Annotated in this window: 18 protein-coding genes and 1 pseudogene; 6 read left to right on the forward strand and 13 right to left on the reverse strand. The window is 72.7% G+C overall.

The annotated features are described in order from the left end of the window. The 3 genes from RIN75_RS16790 to RIN75_RS16800 all read right to left on the reverse strand — a co-directional run. A partial coding sequence (locus RIN75_RS16790) for an FAD-binding protein (RefSeq protein ID WP_309112870.1) occupies positions 1-897 on the reverse strand: 897 nt, incomplete at its 3' end. Positions 898-907: 10 nt separating this feature from the next. Then, a complete protein-coding gene (locus RIN75_RS16795; RefSeq protein ID WP_309112871.1) occupies positions 908-1669 on the reverse strand; it encodes a hypothetical protein in 762 nt (253 codons plus the stop codon). 103 nt (positions 1670-1772) lie between these two features. Continuing rightward, a complete protein-coding gene (locus RIN75_RS16800; RefSeq protein ID WP_309112872.1) occupies positions 1773-2063 on the reverse strand; it encodes a hypothetical protein in 291 nt (96 codons plus the stop codon). Positions 2064-2290: 227 nt separating this feature from the next. On the opposite strand from RIN75_RS16800, the gene edd reads away from it, so the two are divergent. Further along, entirely contained in the window at positions 2291-4156 is a 1866-nt protein-coding gene (gene edd, locus RIN75_RS16805; protein WP_309112873.1) for a phosphogluconate dehydratase, read from the forward strand. Continuing rightward, entirely contained in the window at positions 4153-4773 is a 621-nt protein-coding gene (gene eda, locus RIN75_RS16810; RefSeq protein ID WP_309112874.1) for a bifunctional 4-hydroxy-2-oxoglutarate aldolase/2-dehydro-3-deoxy-phosphogluconate aldolase, read from the forward strand. The genes edd and eda overlap by 4 nt, the downstream gene beginning before the upstream one ends. 107 nt (positions 4774-4880) lie before the next feature. On the opposite strand, the gene RIN75_RS16815 is transcribed toward eda, so the two are convergent. Continuing rightward, complete coding sequence (locus RIN75_RS16815) at positions 4881-5516, reverse strand: HAD family hydrolase (RefSeq protein WP_309112875.1); 636 nt, start codon at positions 5514-5516, stop codon at positions 4881-4883. An 82-nt stretch (positions 5517-5598) separates the two neighbouring features. Between RIN75_RS16815 and RIN75_RS16820 the strand changes: the two genes are divergently transcribed. Then, a complete protein-coding gene (locus RIN75_RS16820; RefSeq protein ID WP_309112876.1) occupies positions 5599-6282 on the forward strand; it encodes a hypothetical protein in 684 nt (227 codons plus the stop codon). A gap of 241 nt (positions 6283-6523) precedes the next feature. Here RIN75_RS16820 and RIN75_RS16825 read toward each other — a convergent pair whose 3' ends face one another. The 4 genes and pseudogenes from RIN75_RS16825 to RIN75_RS16840 form a co-directional block, all read right to left on the reverse strand. After that, positions 6524-7018, reverse strand: a complete 495-nt coding sequence (locus RIN75_RS16825) for a regulatory protein RecX (protein WP_309113041.1) — start codon at positions 7016-7018, stop codon at positions 6524-6526. Positions 7019-7288: 270 nt separating this feature from the next. Next, positions 7289-8329: a recombinase RecA gene (gene recA, locus RIN75_RS16830; protein WP_121221829.1), complete on the reverse strand. Its 1041-nt coding sequence runs from the start codon at positions 8327-8329 to the stop codon at positions 7289-7291. A 173-nt stretch (positions 8330-8502) separates the two neighbouring features. After that, on the reverse strand, positions 8503-8697 hold the full coding sequence (locus RIN75_RS16835) for a DUF3046 domain-containing protein (protein ID WP_309112877.1): 195 nt from the start codon (positions 8695-8697) through the stop codon (positions 8503-8505). Positions 8698-8707: 10 nt separating this feature from the next. Continuing rightward, a pseudogene (locus tag RIN75_RS16840) lies at positions 8708-8842 on the reverse strand (cupin domain-containing protein); the annotation flags it as partial. An 81-nt stretch (positions 8843-8923) separates the two neighbouring features. On the opposite strand from RIN75_RS16840, the gene RIN75_RS16845 reads away from it, so the two are divergent. After that, positions 8924-9391 (forward strand): helix-turn-helix domain-containing protein, encoded by a 468-nt coding sequence (locus RIN75_RS16845; protein WP_309112878.1) that lies wholly within the window; start codon positions 8924-8926, stop codon positions 9389-9391. Here RIN75_RS16845 and RIN75_RS16850 read toward each other — a convergent pair. From RIN75_RS16850 to RIN75_RS16860, 3 genes are all read right to left on the reverse strand, one after another. Then, the gene (locus tag RIN75_RS16850) at positions 9388-9735 is read right to left on the reverse strand and encodes a VOC family protein (protein WP_309113042.1); all 348 of its coding nucleotides are present in this window, start codon (positions 9733-9735) and stop codon (positions 9388-9390) included. The two genes, RIN75_RS16845 and RIN75_RS16850, sit on opposite strands and share 4 nt — an antisense overlap. A 75-nt stretch (positions 9736-9810) precedes the next feature. Then, positions 9811-11046: an MFS transporter gene (locus RIN75_RS16855; protein ID WP_309112879.1), complete on the reverse strand. Its 1236-nt coding sequence runs from the start codon at positions 11044-11046 to the stop codon at positions 9811-9813. Positions 11047-11096: 50 nt separating this feature from the next. Then, on the reverse strand, positions 11097-12998 hold the full coding sequence (locus RIN75_RS16860) for an Hsp70 family protein (protein WP_309112880.1): 1902 nt from the start codon (positions 12996-12998) through the stop codon (positions 11097-11099). A 77-nt stretch (positions 12999-13075) separates the two neighbouring features. Between RIN75_RS16860 and RIN75_RS16865 the strand changes: the two genes are divergently transcribed. Together RIN75_RS16865 and RIN75_RS16870 are read left to right on the forward strand one after the other, a co-directional pair. After that, the gene (locus RIN75_RS16865) at positions 13076-17626 is read left to right on the forward strand and encodes an ATP-dependent helicase (protein WP_309112881.1); all 4551 of its coding nucleotides are present in this window, start codon (positions 13076-13078) and stop codon (positions 17624-17626) included. Between the two features lie 321 nt (positions 17627-17947). Then, the gene (locus RIN75_RS16870; RefSeq protein WP_309112882.1) at positions 17948-18127 is read left to right on the forward strand and encodes a hypothetical protein; all 180 of its coding nucleotides are present in this window, start codon (positions 17948-17950) and stop codon (positions 18125-18127) included. 153 nt (positions 18128-18280) lie between these two features. On the opposite strand, the gene RIN75_RS16875 is transcribed toward RIN75_RS16870, so the two are convergent. Continuing rightward, positions 18281-19276 carry a 1-aminocyclopropane-1-carboxylate deaminase gene (locus RIN75_RS16875; protein WP_309112883.1) on the reverse strand — a complete coding sequence of 332 codons (996 nt, stop codon included), beginning with the start codon at positions 19274-19276 and terminating at the stop codon, positions 18281-18283. Position 19277: 1 nt separating this feature from the next. Then, positions 19278-19916: a GntR family transcriptional regulator gene (locus RIN75_RS16880; RefSeq protein ID WP_309112884.1), complete on the reverse strand. Its 639-nt coding sequence runs from the start codon at positions 19914-19916 to the stop codon at positions 19278-19280. Positions 19917-19930: the final 14 nt, after the last annotated feature.

Raw genomic sequence — 19930 nt, forward strand, 5'->3', positions numbered from 1 at the left:
GTTGTCGGCGTACTTGTCCTTGAACACCTCGGGGATGTAGTCGAACATGAACCGCTTGCCGTCGGAGTTGCGCAGCACGCCGCCGTCGCCGCGGACCGACTCGGTGACCAGGATGCCCTTCACCGACGGCGGCCACACCATGCCGGTCGGGTGGAACTGGATGAACTCCATGTTGATCAGCGACGCCCCGGCGCGCAGCGCCAGCGCGTGCCCGTCACCGGTGTACTCCCACGAGTTCGACGTCACCTTGAACGACTTGCCGATGCCGCCGGTCGCCAGCACCACCGCGGGCGCCTCGAACAGCACGAACCGGCCGGACTCGCGCCAGTAGCCGAACGCGCCGGCGACCGCCCCGTCGTCCTGGACCAGGTCGGTGACGGTGAACTCCTGGAAGACCTTCAACCGGGACTCGTAGTCGCCGGTCGCCGCGAAGTCCTCCTGTTGCAGCGACACGACTTTCTGCTGCAACGACCGGATCAGCTCCAGCCCGGTCCGGTCGCCGACGTGCGCCAGGCGCGGGTACTCGTGGCCGCCGAAGTTGCGCTGGCTGATCCGGCCGTCCTTGGTGCGGTCGAACAGCGCGCCGTAGGTCTCCAGCTCCCACACGCGGTCCGGGGCTTCCTTGGCGTGCAACTCGGCCATGCGCCAGTTGTTGAGGAACTTCCCGCCGCGCATGGTGTCCCGGAAGTGCACCTGCCAGCTGTCGTTGGAGTTGACGTTCCCCATCGCCGCGGCGATGCCGCCCTCGGCCATCACCGTGTGCGCCTTGCCGAACAACGACTTGCACAGCACCGCCGTGCGCATCCCGTGCTCCCTGGCCTCGATCGCCGCCCGCAGACCCGCGCCACCGGCGCCGATCACGAGCACGTCGAACGAATGCCGTTCCACCTCGGGCAAAACAGGCTCCTCAGTTGATGATGCGAAGGTCGGAGATGGCACCGGACGCGACCAGCGCGACGTACAGGTCGGTCACGCAGACGAAGATCAGCGACGCCCAGGCCAGCTGCATGTGCTTGGCGTTCAGCTTGGAGATCTGCGTCCACATCCAGTACCGCGCCGGGTGCTTGGAGAAGTGCTTGAGCCGCCCGCCCGCGATGTGCCGGCACGAGTGGCACGACAACGTGTACGCGCCCAGCAGCGCCACGTTCACCAGCAGCACGATGTTGCCCAGCCCGAGCCCGGTGCTCAGCGCGTAGAACGCGTCGAAGATGTTGATGAGCAGCAGGATCGAGGCGGCGTAGAAGAAGTACCGGTGCAGGTTCTGCGCGATCAGCGGGAACTTGGTCTCACCGGTGTACTTGCCGTGCGGCTCGGCGACGGCGCACGCGGGCGGGGACAGCCAGGCCGCGCGGTAGTAGGCCTTGCGGTAGTAGTAGCAGGTGACCCGGAACCCGAGCAGGAACGGGATGATCACCACCGGGGGCGTCAGGAACCCGGGCAGCTCGGGCAGCGGTCGGCCGAAGTGCGCGGCCGCCGGGAGGCACTCCTCGCTCAGGCACGGTGAGTACATGGGCGTCAGGTACCGGTACTCGTCGACCCAGTAGAAGTCGCCCATGAACGTGCGCACCGCCGCGTAGATCGAGATCAGCAGCAGGCCGGTGAACGTGACCAGCGGCGGTAGCCACCACCGGTCCGTCCGCAACGTGCGCTGGGCGATCTGCGCCCTCATACCTCACCTCGGTTCCACTTCGCTGTGGCGGGGACGGGAATGTTCACGGAAAAACCGAAGCCGGCCCCCGCGTCGAGATCGCGGGGGCCGGCCTGCGTCGGGCTCAGGTGTGGCGGTAGCCACCCAGACCTTCGTCGTCGGCGTCGTGCCAGAGCTTCGGGTCGTACGGCGTGTCGGGCACGACGACGACCTCCCGCTCGACCCGGGGCGCCTCGCGCTGCCGGGGTGTGCTGTCCAGGTCGAGCAGCTCCGTCGCGTCGATGTCCATCCGCTCGACGTCGTTCGCGAGCCGCTGCACGGCCGCGACGTCGCCGTACCGCGACCGCAGCGAACCGACGCACTGGCGAAGCTGGCCGAGCACGCGGCGCAGTTCCACGATCTCCGAGGCCGTCATGGTCAGCACCTCCCTTGGGGGTCCGTGTGCCGACTCTGCCCGCTCCAGGCGCTTGTGACAAGCACCACAAGTCGCCGCGTCGCGTCTCACCCACTGAATCGTTTTTGTGACGATCATGTGTCGTGACATAGTGTGCGTGCTGTCACGTCCGTCCGTGCGACGCCAGCGCTGCCGTCCCACCGGGCCCCACCACGGCCCGTGATCACCACCCCGGGAGACAGCGAACCATGAGCGTGCATCCCGTCGTCGCCGAAGTGACGGCTCGTATCGCCGCCCGCAGCGCCGCCGGTCGGTCCGCCTACCTCGACAAACTCGCCGCGGCCCACACCGAGGGCCCGGTCCGCCGCGACCTCGCGTGCTCCAACTTCGCGCACGGTTTCGCGGGCATCACGGGTGGCGACAAGGAGGCGCTGCGTGCGCTCCGTCGCCCGAACCTGGCCATCGTGTCGGCGTACAACGACATGCTGTCCGCGCACCAGCCGATGCACGAGTACCCCGCGTGGATCAAGGACGCGGCCCGGGCTCAAGGCGGGGTCGCGCAGTTCGCCGGCGGGGTGCCGGCGATGTGCGACGGCATCACGCAGGGCCGCGCGGGCATGGAGCTGTCCCTGTTCAGCCGGGACGTGATCGCGATGGCGACCGGGATCGCGCTGTCGCACGACATGTTCGACGCGACCGTGCTGCTCGGGGTGTGCGACAAGATCGTGCCGGGCCTGCTGATCGGCGCGCTGTCGTTCGGGCACCTGCCCGCGATCCTGATCCCCGCCGGGCCGATGGCGTCGGGCCTGCCGAACAAGGAGAAGGCGCGGGTCCGGCAGCTGTTCGCCGAGGGCAAGGCGACCCGGGAGAACCTGCTCGAAGCCGAGGCCGCGTCCTACCACAGCCCCGGGACCTGCACGTTCTACGGCACGGCCAACTCCAACCAGCTCGTCGTCGAGGTCATGGGCCTGCACCTGCCGGGCGCGAGCTTCGTCCCGCCGGGCACGAAGCTGCGCCGCGCGCTCACCGAGGAGGCCGCGCGCCGGGCCGTGGAGATCAGCCGGGGTGACGAGTACACCCCGATCGGCCGGGTCGTGGACGAGAAGGCCGTGGTCAACGGCGTGATCGCGCTGCTGGCGACCGGCGGGTCGACCAACCACACCATGCACCTGGTGGCCATCGCCTCCGCCGCCGGCATCGAGCTGAGCTGGGACGACTTCGCCGACCTGTCCTCGGTGGTGCCGCTGCTGGCCCGCGTCTACCCCAACGGCAGCGCGGACATCAACCACTTCCAGGCCGCCGGCGGCGTGCAGTTCCTGGTCTCGACGCTGCTGGACGCGGGTCTGCTGCACGAGGACGTGCACACCGTGGCGGGCTTCGGCCTCAACCGCTACCGGCAGGAGCCGGTGCTCATCGAGGGCGCGCTGACCTGGCGAAACGGCCCGGACCACTCGCTGGACACCGACGTGCTGCGGCCGGTGTCGGACCCGTTCGCGGCCGACGGCGGGCTGCGGATGCTGTCGGGCAACCTGGGTCGCGCGGTGATCAAGGTGTCCGCGGTGCAGCCGGAGCACCGGGTGGTGGAGGCGCCGGCGCGGGTGTTCACCTCGCAGGAGGACTTCAGCGCCGCCTTCAAGGCCGGTGAGCTGGACCGGGACGTCGTGGTCGTGGTGCGGCAGCAGGGTCCGCAGGCCAACGGGATGCCCGAGCTGCACAAGCTGACCCCGGGCCTGGGCGTGCTGATGGACCGGGGCTTCAACGTCGCGCTGGTCACCGACGGCCGGATGTCGGGCGCGTCGGGCAAGGTCCCGGCCGCGATCCAGGTCACGCCCGAGGCCGCCGTGGGCGGTCCGCTGGCGCGGGTGCGCGACGGCGACGTGCTGCGGGTGGACGCCGAGACCGGCACGCTGGAGGCGCTCGTGGACCCGGCGGAGCTGGCCGCGCGCGACCTGGTGGACTTCCCGCCGGACGCCCAGGCGTGGTCGGGCACCGGCCGGGAGCTGTTCGGCGCGCTGCGCCGGGCGGTCGGACCGGCCGACCGGGGCGCCAGCGTGTTCGGACCGATCGCGGCCTCGCACTTCGCGGGCCAGTTGAACCAGGAGGTGAGTCGGTGACCACCAGCAAGGACCTGCTGGAGCTGTCCCCCGTCATCCCCGTCGTCGTGCTGGACGACGCGGCCCACGCCGTGCCGCTGGCGCAGGCGCTGCTGCGCGGGGGCATCCGGGTCATCGAGCTGACCCTGCGCACGCCCGCCGCGCTGCCTGCCATCGAGCGGATCGCGGCGGAGGTGCCGGACATCGTGCTGGGCGCGGGCACGGTCACCGCGCCGGAGCACGCCGAGCAGGCGTTGAAGGCCGGGGCGTCGTTCTTGGTCACGCCGGGTTCGACGGACCGGGTGCTGGACGCGGTGGAGGACACCGGCCTGCCGTTCCTGCCGGGCGCGGCGACCGTGTCGGAGGCCATGAAGCTCGCCGAGCGCGGCCTGACGGCCCTGAAGTTCTTCCCGGCCGAGGCCGCGGGCGGCGCGGACTACCTCAAGTCCATCGGCGGTCCGCTGCCCGGCCTGCGCTTCTGCCCGACCGGCGGCATCACCCCGGAGACCGCGCCGAAGTACCTGGCGCTGCCCAACGTGGGCTGCGTCGGCGGCTCCTGGCTGACCCCGAAGGACGCCCTGGCCACCGGCGACTGGGCCCGCATCGAGTCCCTGGCCAAGGCCGCCGCCGCCCTCTGACGGCTGGTGCGGGCGCCGCCGACCGCGGTGGCGCCCGCACCGCGCGCCGACCCGCCGTTCGAGTCCGCTCGGACCCGCCGGCCGCCCCGGGTCCCCGTGCGCGTGGGTCAGGCGATGAGGGCGAGGGCTTCGGGGATCGAGTCGACCACCGGCATCCCGGTCGCCGCCAACCTCCGCCGCTCCCCCACACCCGTGGTCACCAGCACGGCCTGCGCACCGACGTGCCGCGCGGCCTCGGCGTCGTCCACCACGTCACCGATCACCACGACGTCCCGCGGGTCGAGCCCCTGGTGCTCCAGGTGCTCGGCCAGGTGCTCGGCCTTCGACCCGCCGCCCACGTCCACCCGCAGGCCGTCGATCCGGGTGAACAGACCGGTCAGGCCCATCCGCTCGACCAGCGGCACCAGTTCGTCGTGGAACCACATCGACAGCAGCGACTGCGTCCCGGACCACGTGCGCAGCAGGTCGGGCACGCCCACCGCCAGGCCGCACGTGTCCAGCAGCGCCCGGTACTCGACGTGGTAGACGAGGTCGATGTCGGCCCAGTCCTGTTCGGACAGCGCCCGGCCCAACACGCCTTCGTAGCAGGCGATCAACGGCCGGCTGAACACCGCGCGCCACTCTTCCAGGGTCAGCGCGGCCCGGCCGTACCGACCGCACACCTGGTTCACCGCGTGCAGCACGGCGTGCGTGTCGTCGAGCAGCGTCCCGTTCCAGTCCCACACCACGTGCTTCACGCGCATTCCCCCCACGGTCCCGGTTCCGCCCAGCCTGCCATGCGCGCTGCGATAGGTTTGGACCGCACTCGGGGAGGGGTGGGGGGACATGCGGACGACCACGGTCGCCGAACCCGGCTGGCAGGTCGGCCTGGTGTGGGCGGGCTTTCCGATCGTCGGCGCGGGTCTGCTGTGGGGCGTGCGGGCGGCGGCGGGGTGGCTGTTGTCCCTGCCGTGGATACCGTTCCGCGGTCCGCTGACGCTGATTGACTCCATCCCGGAGCCGTGGGGGACGCTGGTTGCCCTGGCCGTCGGCGCGGCGGTCGGCCTGTTCATCGCCGCCTGGGCCGCGCACGAGCGCCTCACCGTCGAACTGTCCGACGAGGCCGTCACGCTGACCAGCCGGGGCAAGTCCCACACCTTCGACCGCACCGAGGTCTCCGCGGCCTTCCTCGACCACAAGAAACTCGTCGTGCTCGGTCGCTCCTCGGAGGAGTTGGCCCGCGAGTCCCACGACCTGCCCGCCGACGCGGTGGCCGACGCCTTCCAGCGCCACGGCTACCCGTGGCTGGACGCCGACCCGCACCGCGACGACTTCCGCCGCTGGGTCGAGGACATGCCCGGCCTGCCCCCGGCCGCGAACGCCCTGCTCAAGGCCCGCGCCAAGGCGTTGAAGAAGCGCGATGACGAGGACGTCCGCGAGCTGCGCACCGAACTCGCCCGCCTGGGCGTGGTCGTGCGCGACGACCGCAAGCGCCAGTTCTGGCGCCTGACCGGCCAATCCGGCGACTGACTCCCCGTCCAGTCCGGCACCCGGCCAGTCCAGCGCCCAGCTAGCCCCCGGCGCCCGGTCAGCCCGACACCTGGCCAGCCCCGGTGCCCAGCCAGTCCGGCGCCCGGTCAGCCCGGCGCCCGGTCAGCCCGGCGCCCGGTCAGCCCGGCGCCCGGTCAGCCCGGCGCCCGGTCAGCCCGGCGCCCGGTCAGCCCGGCGCCCGGTCAGCCCGGCGCCCGGTCAGCCCGGCGCCTGACCCCGGTCAGTCCGGCAGGTAGTCCTCGACGTCGGCCTTCAGCTCGTCGCGCACCACCCGGTACGCCATGCCCTCGGCGTACCCCTTGCGCGCCAACGCGGCCACCAGCCGACGCAGCTTCGCCTGCTCGTCCACACCGGACATGGTGCGCAACTTCTTGCGCACCAACTCCCGTGCCCGCTCCTGCTCCGCCTCGTCGTCCACCGCCGCCAGCGCCTCGGCCGCGACCTCGTCGGCCACGCCCTTGCGCCGCAACTCCTGCACCAGCGCCCGCCGCCCCAGCCCCTGGTGGGTGTGCCGCGACCGCACCCACACCTCGGCGAACGCGGCGTCGTCGATCAACCCGGCCCGGTCGAACTTGCCGAGCACCAGTTCGGCCGTCTCCTCGCGGATGCCCTTGCGCAGCAGGGCGTCCTTCAGCTCCACGCGGGTCCGGGCCCGAGCGGTCAACAACGCGTAGCAGATGTCGGTGGCCTTGCGCTGCTCCTTGACCGGGTCCACCGGCGCGGCCGACTCCGGAGAGCCCTCAGCCCCCTCGGCCGACCGACCACGCCGCCGGGAGCCGCCGAACCGCCCCCGGCCACCGGACGACCCGTCAGTCACAGCTCACGCCTCCCCACCGCCACACACGCCACCGCCGGCACGGCACACTGCGCGACACCGCCGGCACCCGCCCCACCGCGGGCACCCGCACGCCACCGCCGGCATCCGCGCGGCACCGCTCATGCCTCCCACCGCCGGCACCGCGCACCCGGTGCCGGCCGCTCAGCCTCAGAACTCGACCGGCGCGGGCGCGGTGTCGTCGGCTTCGAGGGTCGCCCCGATGCCGAGCTTCTCCTTGATCCGCTTCTCGATCTCGTTGGCCACGTCCGGGTTCTCGCGCAGGAACTTCCGCGCGTTCTCCTTGCCCTGCCCCAGCTGGTCGCCCTCGTAGGTGTACCAGGCGCCGGACTTGCGCAGGATGCCCTGGTCCACGCCCATGTCGATGAGCGAGCCCTCGCGCGAGATGCCCACGCCGTAGAGGATGTCGAACTCGGCCTGCTTGAACGGCGGCGCGACCTTGTTCTTGACGACCTTGACCCGGGTCCGGTTGCCGACCGGCTCGCCGCCGTCCTTCAGGGTCTCGATGCGCCGCACGTCCAGGCGCACCGACGCGTAGAACTTCAGCGCCTTGCCACCGGTCGTGGTCTCCGGCGAGCCGAACATCACGCCGATCTTCTCGCGCAGCTGGTTGATGAAGATCGCCGTGGTGTTGGACGCGTTGAGCGCACCGGTGATCTTGCGCAGCGCCTGGCTCATCAGGCGGGCCTGGAGGCCGACGTGGTTGTCGCCCATCTCGCCCTCGATCTCGGCGCGCGGCACCAGCGCGGCCACCGAGTCGACCACCAGGATGTCCAGCGCGCCGGAGCGGACCAGCATGTCCGCGATCTCCAGCGCCTGCTCGCCGGTGTCGGGCTGGGAGACCAGCAGCGCGTCGGTGTCGACGCCGAGCTTGCGGGCGTAGTCGGGGTCCAGCGCGTGCTCCGCGTCGATGAACGCCGCGATGCCGCCGTTGCGCTGCGCGTTGGCCACCGCGTGCAGCGCCACCGTCGTCTTACCGGACGACTCCGGGCCGTAGATCTCCACGACGCGGCCGCGGGGCAGGCCGCCGATGCCGAGCGCGACGTCGAGCGCGATCGCGCCGGTGGGGATCACCTCGATCGGGGCGCGGCCTTCCTCGCCGAGCCGCATGACCGAGCCCTTGCCGAACTGCTTGTCGATCTGGGCCAGGGCCAGTTCGAGGGCCTTGTCCCGGTCGGGTGCCTGTGCCATCTGGAGTCCACCTCGTCGAAGTCTGCTGGGTCGCCGTTGCGATGTCGGGGCCGACGTTACGGGCGGGGTACGACATTTTTCGGCGGGGCCGGGTCACCTGCGGGGTTTCGTCACCCGGTCGTGCTGGGCACTATAGCCGAACAGGTGTTCGACCGCCTGTCCGACACGCCGGGTCACCGGCGGTGTTCCGGCACGTCGAAGGCGTCGCAGACGGCGAGCCAGATCTCCTTGGCCGGCACGCCCGCGTCCAACGCCTGGTCCGGGGTCCGGCCGCCGAGGGCGGACAGGACGTGGTCCCTGGCCACCATCTCCGCCCGGACCTCGCCGAACTCGTTCGCCATCAACTTGCGGAACACCGTGTTGCGCATCGGCCCCAGGCTAGCGCGCGGCCCGCCACGCGGGACTGTCGACGTAGTGGTTGTCGAAGCGGTCCCGCGAGGCCCGGATCTCGGCCGGGTCGGCCTGCCCGCGCTGCACCCGGTCCAGCAGCCGGTAGTGGTCGAACCGGACAACGACCGAAACCGCACTGATCCATAACACCACGGTTATCGATCTGGCTATAGCGACAACAAGCCAGGTGGTAGCCTGGATCTCATGGCCATGACCTTGGACGGTCCGCTGGCCGACCGGGACCGCTGGCAGGCCACGCGGTGCTCGATCGGCAAGGCGATGGACGTGATCGGCAACCGCACCGCCGTCCTCCTGCTCCGCGAGGCCTTCTACGGCACCACCCGCTTCCACGACTTCGCCACCCGTGTGGGCGTCACCGAGGCGTCGGCGGCGGCCAGGCTGCGCGAACTGGTCGACCTCGGCGTGTTCGAGAAGCGCCCCTACCGGGAGCCCGGACAGCGCACGCGGCACGAGTACGCGCTCACCGAGATGGGCCGGGACCTCCTGCCCACCGTCCTCGCCCTGATGCAGTGGGGCGACCGCCACCTCCAATCCGACGGCGCACCCCTGCGCGTGGTCGACACGTCAGGGGCGCCCGTGCGCGTGCAGGTCCGAGCCGACGACGGCCACGACCTGGCCGCCGAAGACCTGGTCCTCCAGGTGAACCGCTAGATCACGCAGAACTCGTTGCCCTCCGGGTCCGCCATCACCACGTGGTCGGGGACGCCGTCGATCGAGTCCTCGCGCAGCACCGTCCCGCCCGCCGCGACCAGTTCCCGGACCTTCGCCTGGACCAGCGGGCGGCGCACCTCGACCGGTGTCTCCCTGCCCCCGCCGTCGCCGACCTCGTCCCCCCGAAGATCGCCTTCCTGCCGCTGGTCGACGTGCCGGACGTCGAATGGGGGCTGGTCTGGCGCACGGCGGGCGAGACGGGTCGGGTCCGGGAGTTCGCCGCCGCCGCGCGCTAACCTCGACCTATGGAAGACCCCACCGGCCTGTCGTCGCCGATCGGCCAGATCCTCATCTTCGCGAGCCTGGTCGCCGCGCTCGTGGTGGGTCTGCGCGCCTGGTGGCACAACCGCAACCGCTGATCAACGCACCCGCTGCATCGACGCGAACAGGCACACCGCCAACAGCGGCAACGCGGTGAACCCCACCACGAGCCCCAACGCGGCATAAGACCACGCCGTCACCACTACGCCCGCCGCGACACCACCTATAGCGCCACCGATGTTCATGCACAGGTCGGACAGTCCTTGCGCGGCGGGCCGATCGGTCACCGCCACTGACTCGGTGAGCAGCGCCGACCCCGCGACCAGGCCCGCCGACCAGCCGAAACCCAGCAACGCCAACCCGGCCCCGAGCTGCGGCGCGTCGTGCGCGGGCGCCATGCCCGCGATGCCCGACGCGGCCACCACCAGCGCCGCGCCGATCGCCAGCACGGAGACCCGGCCCAACCGGTCCGCCATCCACCCGAACAACGGGCTCGCGATGTACATGGCGGCCACGTGCAGGCTGATGACCATCCCGACGACACGCAGCGACGACCCGGCGTGGTCCATGTGCACGGGTGTCATCGACATGAGCCCCACCATCGCCGTGTGGCACAGCGTGATCCCGCCCAACGCGAGCTTCGCGCCCGCGGGCAGCGACCGCCACACGGCGCCGGACCCCCGTGTGCCCCCCGCTCCCCCTGCGCAGTGCGCGGGCACCACGGCCTCCCGCGCCAGCACCAGCGGGTCCGGGCGCAGCAACCGCGCCACCACCAGGGCGGCCAGCCCGAACAGCACCGCCGACAGCAGGTAAGGCCCTGAGCCGACGGGCAGGCCGACGGCCACCGCGAACCGCCCGGCGGGGTCGGCCAGGTTCGGCCCGACGACCGCGCCCAACGTCGCCGCCCACACCACGACGGCCACCGACCGCGCCCGCTTGCGCGGGTCGGCCAGGTCCGCGCCGGCGTACCGGGCGGCGAGGTTCGCGCTGGTCGCGGCCCCGAACAGGACCAGGGCGGGCAGCAACACGTGCCACGACCGGAGCACCACCGCGCACGCCGCCAGCACCGCGCCCACCGCGCCCGCGACGTAGCCGAAGACCAGCGCCGGCCGGCGTCCGTGCCGTGCGGCGACCCGGGCCGCGGGCACCGCGAACACCGCCGCGCCGACCACGGCCGCGGTCTGCGCCAGGCCGCCCACGGCGTCGGAGTCCGACAGCCCGGCGGCGAGCAGCGTCGACACCGCGAGGCCGATGGTGACGCCCGCGGCGCCCAGCACCTGGGTGGCCGCCAGCACGCGGAGCACCCGGCGCTGCACCACCTCCACCCCGGTCATGATCATGGATCGTGCCAGGGCGGCGGGTGGCGGGGCAGCCCCCGTCCGGGTCAGGTACCAGGCTGAACGGTGTTTTCGAAGAAGTCGGCCACGTTGTCGGCGCTCACGTCGTCACCGCTGCTCTTGGTCACGATGCCCAGCAGCGGAAGGTCGTTCGCGGTGAACGCGAGCAGCCCCACGCCGCCGTTCGCGGTGGCCCGGTACTTGCCCTTGAGGCCGTTGCCGCCCCACTCCGCTTCGACCATGTCCGTCTTCAAAGAGCGCGCCAACGCGTCCGCGCTCTGCTGCGCGCCCGTGACGGTCTCGGTGAGCACGTACTGCACCGAGTAGTCGTCCTTGAGGGCGCAGCTCACCACCGTGCCCTTGATCTCGGCGATGCCCGACACGCCCGCCGAACCACCCGCCTTGCACGTGCTGGTGTCCGGGATCGTGCCCGCGAGCCGGCGCAGGCACTCGGTGAAGCCCTTGTCGTCTTTAGCGGTGTCGTTCTTGCAGTCTTGCGCGCTCAGCTCACCGGGACCGTTGAGCACGAAGATCCCGCCGATCACGGCGAGCACCAGCACCACGGCCGCGCCGACCGCGATGTAGACGTTCTTGCCCGGCTTCTTCTCTTGAGCGCGCGGGGACACGCTCGGGAAGTTGAACTGCTGCGGCACCTGGTACGGCCCGCTGACCGCCGGGTTCACCTGGTAGGGGCCGCTCACCGCGGGGTTGACCTGGTACGGCCCACTGACGCCCGGGTTCACCTGGTACGGGCCGCTGACCACGGGGTTCGGGCCGCTCTGCGCCGGGTTCCGGGGCGGGCTCTGGACCGGGGTCGGGCCGGTCACCGGCTTGGTGACCACCGTGGGCGGCTCGTTGGACACCTTCACCGGGTCCTTGGAGCGCGGCGTGATGCCGTCCTTGGGCACGTGGTGCGCGCCCAGCGCGACGGCGGTCTCCGGCTGGTCCAGGCTGGTCGGCACCACCCGCACCTGCTCGGCGATCATCGTCGCCACCAGCGGGATCCGGCTCGACCCGCCGACCAGGTAGATGCCCGCGAGCTGGTTGGGGGCCATGCCGGTGGCGCGGATCGTGGCCGCCAGCAGCTCCACGCTGCGCAACATGCTGGGGCGGATCAGCGCCTCCAGGTCCGACCGGTTGACCAGCACGTCCTCGAACGGCTCCGGCATCGGCACCTCGGTGTGCGCATGCCGGGACAGGGACTCCTTAGCGGCCCGCACGTCCTCTTGAAGAGCGCGGCGTGCGCGACGGTCGGCCGTGGTCTCCGGGCGCAGCAGCCGCTGCCAGCCCGCCGGGTCGCGATGGGACACCTGGCGGCCCACGTGCTCCAGCAGCGCCTGGTCGACGTCGAGGCCGCCCAGGTCGGGCAGGCCGTCCTCGGCGAGCACGGTGAACCCGTTCTGGGTGGCGCCGACGATGGCGACGTCGAACGTGCCCGCGCCCAGGTCGTAGACGGCCAGCGCCTGGCCCACGGCCAGCGAGGCGTAGTGCGAGGCGGCGGCGACCGGTTCGGGCACCGGCGCGATGTCGCAGGTCACGCCCGCCAGGCGGGCCGCGGACAGCAGCACGTTGCGGCGCGTGGGACCCCACTGCGCGGGGTGGGTCAGGCGGACCTCGTCGAGGGGCTCGCCGCCGAGCTGGCGGGTGGTCTCCTCCAGCACGCGGCGCAGCACGGCGGCCAGCGCGTCGGTGACCGGGACGACGTTGTCGCCCAGCAGCAGCATCCCGTCGTCGACCCGCCGCTTGGGGTTGGGCTCGAACCGCGAGGGGTCGAGTCGGGCGCGCCGCTCGGCGTCCCGGCCCACGACCAGCGAGCCGTCCTCCTCGCAGTAGACGGCCGAGGGCATGGTGGCGGACCCGTCCACCTCGACAACCCGGGGCGGCCTGCCGTGCGCGGCGAGCACCGCGACGGTGTTGGAAGTGCCCAGGTCGATGGACAGGACTCGCACAGTCACCCCTTTGGTCAGAACCGCGCTGATCGTGCCACAACCGAAAATTGTCGTACCCCTGGTTCAAGATGGTTGCCATGGATGTCCAGGCCGATTTCTCGCCCGCGACCCGGCAGTGGTTCGCCGGGGCCTTCGAGGCACCCACCTCGGCACAGGTGGGCGCCTGGGAGGCCGCCGCGGCGGGCGAGCACGCCCTGGTCATCGCACCCACCGGCTCCGGCAAGACGCTCGCCGCTTTCCTCTGGGCCCTCGACCGGCTGGCCTCCACGCCGCCGCCGGACGACCCCAAGAAACGCTGCCGCGTCCTCTACGTCTCCCCGCTGAAAGCCCTGGCCGTCGACGTGGAGCGCAACCTCCGGGCACCGCTGGCGGGCATCCGGCAGGCGGCCCACCGCCTGTCCCTGCCCGAACCGTCCATCACGGTCGGCATGCGCACCGGCGACACCCCGGCCGAGGACCGCCGGGCGTTCGCCCGCCGCCCGCCGGACGTGCTGGTCACCACGCCGGAGTCGCTGTTCCTCATCCTCACCTCCTCGGCCCGCGAGTCGCTGCGCGGGGTGGAGACGGTGATCGTCGACGAGGTCCACGCTGTCGCGGGCACCAAGCGCGGCGCGCACCTCGCGCTGTCACTCGAAAGGCTGGACGCGCTGCTGGAGCGGCCCGCCCAGCGGATCGGGCTGTCGGCCACGGTCCGACCGGTCGAGGAGGTGAGCGCGTTCCTCGCCGGCGGCCGGCCGGTGAAGGTCGTGCAGCCCAGGACCGCGAAGACCGTCGAGGTGGAGGTCGAGGTCCCGATCGAGGACATGTCGGCGCTGGGCGAGCCCACCGGCGAGGTGTCCGGGTCGGCGGCGGGCGCGGAGCAGCGGGCGTCGATCTGGCCGTCGGTCGAGCAGCGCATCCTCGACCTGGTCCGGGAGCACCGGTCCACGATCGTGTTCGCCAACTCGCGCAGGCTGGCCGAACGGCTCACCGCGCGGCTCAACGAGCTGGCGGAGGAGGCCGCGGAACTGGAGCAGGACCGGTTCCCGGCGGAGGCGATCGGGCAGTCCGGGCTGACCACCCAGCGGTCGGCGACGATCGCCCGCGCGCACCACGGCTCGATGTCGCGCGAGCAGCGGACCGTGGTGGAGGAGGAGCTGAAGTCGGGGCGGCTGCCGTGCGTGGTGGCCACGTCCTCGCTGGAACTGGGCATCGACATGGGCGCGGTCGACCTGGTGGTGCAGGTCGAGGCGCCGCCCACGGTCGCGTCCGGGCTGCAGCGGGTCGGCCGCGCCGGGCACCAGGTGGGCGCGGTGTCGCGCGGGGTGATGTTCCCGAAGTTCCGGGGCGACCTGGTGTCGTGCGCGGTGGTCGCGGAGCGGATGCGGGACGGCGCGATCGAAGCCGTGCGGTACCCGCGCAACCCGTTGGACGTGCTGGCGCAGCACGTGGTGGCGATGACGGCGATGGAGCCGTGGACCGTCGAGGAACTGGCCGGGTTGGTGCGGCGGGCGGCGCCGTTCGCCGCGCTGCCCGAGTCAGCTCTCCAGGCGGTGCTGGACATGCTCGCGGGCCGGTACCCGAGCGAGGAGTTCGGGGAGCTGCGCCCGCGCATCACGTGGGACCGGATCACCGGCGAGCTGCGCGGCAGGCCGGGGTCGCAGCGGCTGGCGGTCACGTCCGGCGGCACCATCCCCGACCGCGGTCTGTTCGCGGTGATGACACCGCCGTCGGAACGCGGTCCGGGCTCGCGGGTGGGCGAGCTGGACGAGGAGATGGTGTACGAGTCGCGGGTGGGCGACACGTTCCTGCTCGGCACGTCGTCCTGGCGGGTCGAGGACATCACCCACGACCGGGTGATCGTGGTGCCCGCGCCGGGGCAGCCCGCGCGCATGCCGTTCTGGAAGGGCGACGCGCCGGGTCGTCCGCTGGAACTGGGGCGGGCGCTGGGGAAGTTCCTCCGCGAAGTGTCCACGATGGACAACGAGACCGCGGCGGCGCGGGCCGCGGACGCCGGGCTGGACGAGTGGGCCACGTCCAACCTGCTCGCCTACCTGGGCGAGCAGCGCGAAGCCACCCGCCACGTGCCCAACGACCGGACCGTGCTGGTGGAGCGGTTCCGGGACGAGCTGGGCGACTGGCGGCTGGTGGTGCACTCGCCGTTCGGGGCGCAGGTCAACGCGCCGTGGGCGTTGGCGATCGCGGCCCGGCTGCGCGAGCGGCGCGGCATCGAGGTGCAGGCGGCGCACTCCGACGACGGGATCGTGGTGCGGCTCCCGGACGCGGTGGACCTCGACGGCGCGCAGGTGGTGGCGGGCGCGGAGGACGTGCTGCTCGACCCCGAGGAGGTCGAGCAGGTCGTGGTCGCCGAGGTCGGCGGGTCGGCGGTGTTCGCGGCCCGGTTCCGGGAGTGCGCGGCCCGGTCGCTGCTGCTGCCCCGGCGCGACCCGAAGCGCCGGACACCGCTGTGGCAGCAGCGGCAGCGGGCGGCGCAACTGCTGTCCGTGGCGGCGAAGTACGAGAGCTTCCCGGTGGTCCTGGAGGCGATGCGCGAGGTCCTCCAGGACGTGTACGACGTGCCCGGTCTCCGCGAGCTGATGGCGGACGTGCGGGCGCGGCGGGTGCGCGTGGTGGAGGTGGAGACTCCGGCGCCGTCGCCGTTCGCGCGCAGCCTGCTGTTCGGCTACGTCGGGATGTTCCTGTACGAGGTGGACGCGCCGCTGGCGGAGCGGCGGGCGGCGGCGCTGTCGCTGGACTCCGCGCTGCTCGCGGAGCTGCTGGGGTCCGAGGCCATCCGGGAGTTGCTGGACCCGGAGGTGGTCGAGGAGGTCGAGCGGTCGCTGCAACGGCTGACACCCGACCGGCACGCCCGGGACGTGGAGGGCGCGGCCGACCTGCTGCGGTTCCTGGGCGACCTGTCCGAGGCGGAGGCGGCGCAGCGCGGGGTGCGGCCGGAGTGGCTGGCCGAGCTGGTGTCGGCGCGACGGGCGATCCGGGTGCGCATCGCGGGCGAGGACCGGGTGCTGGCCATCGAGGACGCGGGCCGGGTGCGGGACGCGTTGGGCGTGGCGCTGCCGGTGGGCGTGCCGGAGGCGTTCACCGAGCCGGTGGCCGACCCGTTGGGCGACCTGCTCGCCCGGTACGCGCGAACACACGGGCCGTTCCCCGCGGCGCAGGCGGCGGAGCGGTTCGGGCTGGGCGTCGCGGTGGTGACCGGTGTGCTGGAGCGCATGGCGGCCACCGGACGGCTGGTGCGCGGCGAACTGCGGCCGGGCGGCACGCACACCGAGTACTGCGACGCCGACGTGCTGCGGCGGTTGCGGCGGGCGTCGCTGGCGCGGCTGCGGGCCGAGGTCGAGCCGGTGGAACCGGAGGCGCTGGGCCGGTTCCTGCCCGCGTGGCACGGCGTGGGCCGGCGGCTGCGCGCCGCGCCGACCGTGGACGACGTGTACGCGGTGGTCGAGCAACTGGCCGGCGCGCCGCTGCCGGCCAGCGCGGTGGAGTCCCTGGTCCTGCCCGCGCGGCTGCCCGGCTACTACCCGGCGCTGCTGGACGAGCTGACCGCGGCCGGCGAGGTGACGTGGACCGGGTGCGGTTCGCTGGCGGGCGGCGACGGGTGGATCGCGCTCGCGCCGGCGGACGTGGCCGACCTGCTGCTGCCCGATCTGGTGCCCGAGGCGGCGCCGGACTCGCCGCTGCACCGGGCCGTGGTCGAGGCGCTGGCGGGCGGGGCGCTGTTCTTCCGCCAGGTCGTCGACCGGGTGTCGTTGCAGGGACCGACGACCGACGGCGAGGTCGTCGGCGCCCTGTGGGACCTGGTGTGGGCGGGCGTCGTCACCAACGACACGTTGGCGCCGCTGCGCGCCCTGGTGGCGGGCGGCGGCACCGCGCACAAACCCAAGCGCGCCGCTCCGCGCGGCCGGTACGCGCGGATGCGCGCGGGTCGACCGGACATGCCCAGCCGCACCGGTCCGCCCACGGTCGCCGGCCGGTGGTCGCCGGCCGTGGTCCCGGCGACCGACCCGACCCGGCGCGCGCACGCCCGGGCGGAGGCGTTCCTGGAGCGGCACGGCGTGCTGACCCGGGGCGCGCTGGACACCGAGCGAGTGACCGGTGGCTTCTCCGGGGTGTACCGGGTGTTGCGGGCGATGGAGGAGTCCGGCCAGGTGGTGCGCGGTTACGTGGTCGAGGGTCTGGGCGCGGCCCAGTTCGCGGCGCGCGGAGCCGTGGACCGCCTGCGGGCCCTGTCCCGTCCGCCGGGCCAGGAGCACACGGGCACGCCGGAGGCGGTCGTCCTGGCCGCCGCCGACCCGGCCCAACCGTACGGCGCGGCCTTGCCCTGGCCCGACCCACTGGGTGAGGGCAAACACCGCCCGGCGCGCAAGTCGGGTGCCCTCACGGTCCTGGTGGACGGCCAGGCAACGCTGTACGTCGAACGCGGTGGCCGCTCCCTGCTGTCGTTCAGCGAGGACGACGACGTCCTGCGCGCGGCGGCGCAGGCGTTGAGCAGGGCGGTCCGCGACGGCTGGCTGGGCCAACTCGCGGTCCAACGCGCCGACGGCGGGATCGCCCTCGGCTCCCGGCTCGCCGGAATCCTCCAGGAGGCGGGATTCCGCGCGACGCCCAAGGGCCTCCGGCTCAGGGCCTGACCTTTCCCGACGGCTTGGATTGGGGGCTGTGGATCTTCCCGGCGACGGACACGTGCACACCGAGTGGTCGTGGGACACGGTGCTCGGCTCGATGGAGGCGTCCGGCGCGCGGGCCGTCGAGGTCGGGTTGCCGTCGGTGGCCTTCACCGAGCACGCGGACCTCACGCCATGGCGCATCCCCGACGACATCGTCCCGCGGCTGCCCGAGCACTTCCGGGTCAGGTTGCGGCCCGACGGCATCCTCGAAGCGCCCGACCTCGACGTCGAGGGGTACCTGGAGTGCGTCGCGCGGTGTCGGGAGCGGTTCCCGGGGTCACGAAGGTGCCGCTGCACACCGATGTCGTCCGCTGGTGGCACGAGGTCGGGGGCGACGCGGTCGCGTTCGGCAGCGACGCCCACGAACCCACCCTCGTCGGCCACGGCTTCGACGAGGCCGCCGCCATGGCCGAGTCGTACGGCTTCCGCCCCGGCCGAACCGCCCACGACCTCTGGCGCCAATAGCCGCCCGACGCCGGTGACCGTTCGGCGTTGGCGACCGTCCGGCGCCGATGACCGCCCGGCGCCGATGACCGTCCAGCGCCCGTAGCCGCCCGATGCCGGTAGCCGCTCGACGTTGGTGGCCACCCGGCGTTGGTCGTCGTCCTGTTCGGGCGACTACCGGAACAGGCTGCTGTACGCGTTGAGCGCGGGCTGGCCGCCGAGGTGGGCGTACAGGACCGTCGAGTCGCGCGGGATCTCGCGGGACGACACCATTTCGATCAAGCCCGCCAACGACTTCCCCTCGTACACCGGGTCCGTGATCATGCCTTCGAGGCGCGCGCCGAGCTTCATCGCGTCCACGGTGGACTCACCGGGCACGCCGTAGATGCCCTCGTGGAACCGCTCGTCCAGCACCACGTCCGACTCGGCGACCTCGACCTCCAGCAGCTTGCCGGTGGCCTGCGCGATCCGGGTGATCTGCGCCCGCGTGTCGCAGGGCTCCGCCGACGCGTCGATCCCGATGATCCGCCGGTCGGTGCCCGCGAACCCGGCGACCATCCCGGCCTGCGTGCTGCCGGTCACCGAGCACACCACGATCGTGTCGAACCGGACGCCCAGCTCGACCTCCTGCCGCTCGACCTCCGCCGCCCACCCGGCGAACCCCAGGCCGCCCAACGGGTGGTCCGACGCCCCCGCCGGGATCGGGTACGGCTTGCCGCCGGCCGCGCGGACGTCCTCGATCGCCTGCTCCCACGCGGGTTTCACACCGATGCCGAAGCCCGCCTCCACCAGCCGCACCTCGGCGCCCATCAGCCGGCTGAGCAGGATGTTGCCCACCCGGTCGTACACCGCGTCCGGCCAGTCCACCCAACTCTCCTGCACCAGCACGCACTTCAGCCCGGCCCGCGCCGCCGCGGCCGCGACCTGGCGGGTGTGGTTGGACTGCACGCCGCCGATGGACACCAGCGTGTCGCACCCGGTGGCCAGCGCGTCGGCCACCAGGTACTCCAGCTTGCGGGTCTTGTTGCCGCCGTAGGCCAGCCCGGAGTTGCAGTCCTCCCGCTTGGCCCACACCGCCGCGCCGCCGAGGTGCTTGGTCAACCGCTCCAGCGGGTGCACCGGCGACGGGCCGAAGGTCAGCGGGTAGCGGGGGAAGTCGCGCAGCGCCATGTCAGTTCTCCTCCAACAGGTCGAACAGGGTCGCCCAGTTCCGCTCGACCAGCCGCGCCGCGGAATCGGCGTCGGCGTCGGCGCACGCGGCGACGATCTCGTCGTGCATCACCACGGAGTGCCGCCCGGGCGCACCGGCGAACCGCAGTCGTTCGAGCCGGCGCACCAGGGGCGTGTAGCGCTCGATCGTGGCCGCGAGGGCGAAGTTCTCCGCGCACCGGACCGCGACGCCGTGGAACTCGTCGTCCGCGGCGAGCGCCGCCGGCACGTCCTCGGCGTCCAGCGCGGCGGCGAACCGGGCGTTGGCGGTGCGCATCGCGGCCAGGTCCGCGTCCTGCATGCGCGGCACGGCGAGGCGCGCGGCGAGGGCGTGCATCGCCTGCACGACCGCGAGGGCGTCGCGCACGGGTTCGGTGCGCAGCGGCGTGACGCGGGTGTAGCTGTGCGGCTTGGACTCGACCAGGCCCTCGTCGGCCAGCCGGGCGAGCGCTTCGCGGACCGGCGTGCGGGACAGCCCCAGGCGTTCGGCCAGCTCGACGTCCTTGATCGCCTCGCCGGGCGCGAGGTCACCGCCCAGGATCGCGTCGCGGATCGCGGAAAGCGCCTGGTCACGGTACAGCGCCCGACTGATATATTGCATACCACGACACTGTA

It is taken from the genome of Saccharothrix sp., from assembly GCF_031180885.1.
GTDB lineage: Bacteria > Actinomycetota > Actinomycetes > Mycobacteriales > Pseudonocardiaceae > Actinosynnema.

Coding starts and splice junctions, on each gene's coding strand:
- RIN75_RS16795 (WP_309112871.1), bottom strand. CDS start 1,669: ATGAGGGCGCAGATCGCCCAGCGCACGTTGCGGACGGACCGGTGGTGG.
- RIN75_RS16800 (WP_309112872.1), bottom strand. CDS start 2,063: ATGACGGCCTCGGAGATCGTGGAACTGCGCCGCGTGCTCGGCCAGCTT.
- edd (WP_309112873.1), top strand. CDS start 2,291: ATGAGCGTGCATCCCGTCGTCGCCGAAGTGACGGCTCGTATCGCCGCC.
- RIN75_RS16815 (WP_309112875.1), bottom strand. CDS start 5,516: ATGCGCGTGAAGCACGTGGTGTGGGACTGGAACGGGACGCTGCTCGAC.
- RIN75_RS16820 (WP_309112876.1), top strand. CDS start 5,599: ATGCGGACGACCACGGTCGCCGAACCCGGCTGGCAGGTCGGCCTGGTG.
- recA (WP_121221829.1), bottom strand. CDS start 8,329: ATGGCACAGGCACCCGACCGGGACAAGGCCCTCGAACTGGCCCTGGCC.
- RIN75_RS16835 (WP_309112877.1), bottom strand. CDS start 8,697: ATGCGCAACACGGTGTTCCGCAAGTTGATGGCGAACGAGTTCGGCGAG.
- RIN75_RS16845 (WP_309112878.1), top strand. CDS start 8,924: ATGGCCATGACCTTGGACGGTCCGCTGGCCGACCGGGACCGCTGGCAG.
- RIN75_RS16855 (WP_309112879.1), bottom strand. CDS start 11,046: ATGACCGGGGTGGAGGTGGTGCAGCGCCGGGTGCTCCGCGTGCTGGCG.
- RIN75_RS16865 (WP_309112881.1), top strand. CDS start 13,076: ATGGATGTCCAGGCCGATTTCTCGCCCGCGACCCGGCAGTGGTTCGCC.
- RIN75_RS16875 (WP_309112883.1), bottom strand. CDS start 19,276: ATGGCGCTGCGCGACTTCCCCCGCTACCCGCTGACCTTCGGCCCGTCG.
- RIN75_RS16880 (WP_309112884.1), bottom strand. CDS start 19,916: ATGCAATATATCAGTCGGGCGCTGTACCGTGACCAGGCGCTTTCCGCG.